This is a genomic window from Ochrobactrum sp. SFR4 (assembly GCF_019730395.1).
Lineage (GTDB): Bacteria > Pseudomonadota > Alphaproteobacteria > Rhizobiales > Rhizobiaceae > Pseudochrobactrum.
Genome location: NZ_JAAPBB010000111.1, coordinates 1 through 555 on the forward strand (window position 1 = coordinate 1; position 555 = coordinate 555).

Annotated in this window: 1 protein-coding gene; it reads right to left on the minus strand. The window is 63.4% G+C overall.

From position 1 onward, the window contains the following. A partial coding sequence (locus HBA93_RS18095; protein WP_221724222.1) for an autotransporter outer membrane beta-barrel domain-containing protein occupies nt 1–555 on the minus strand: 555 nt, incomplete at both ends.

Consider the following 555-nt stretch of genomic DNA (forward strand, 5'->3'; position numbering starts at 1 on the left):
AGGCGAGCGTGCTTTCAGGTGTGACATCGCCGAAGGCATGTCGCCAGCCAATCATGCCGCGCAGGGTGGCATTGCCTGCCAGAGCGTGTTCGGCGCGCAGACCCAATGTGGTGAAGGTTACACTGGTGGTGTCGCTTTGACCGGACAGAGCGGCGATGCCGCTGCCTTCGCCAAAGCCGCCGGTGTGCAGGCTTACATGGGCGAGATTGGCGAAAGGCTCGAAGCGGGCAGCGCCCGTTGCGAAGGCGTAGCCGAGTTCGCCGAACGCCTGAACAGTTCCGGCGTGATAGTCCGCGCCCAGACTTTCGGAGATGCCGGGGATGATGACGGACCGGCTGGTGTCGGGCTTGTGCCACGTGTAAGCGACCCCGGCGCGCAAGGCGAGATCGTCCCACTGCGTGCCGCCATAGAGGCCGAGATGATAATTGTCGCTTTTGGCCGATGAGGCGCGATCCTTCACATCGAAATGCGAATGGCTGTAGCCGGCCAGAACGCCAAGACGCCAGTCGCCGAAAAGACCATCCGCGCCGATCAGCAGGCCACCGGTCGAGCGGT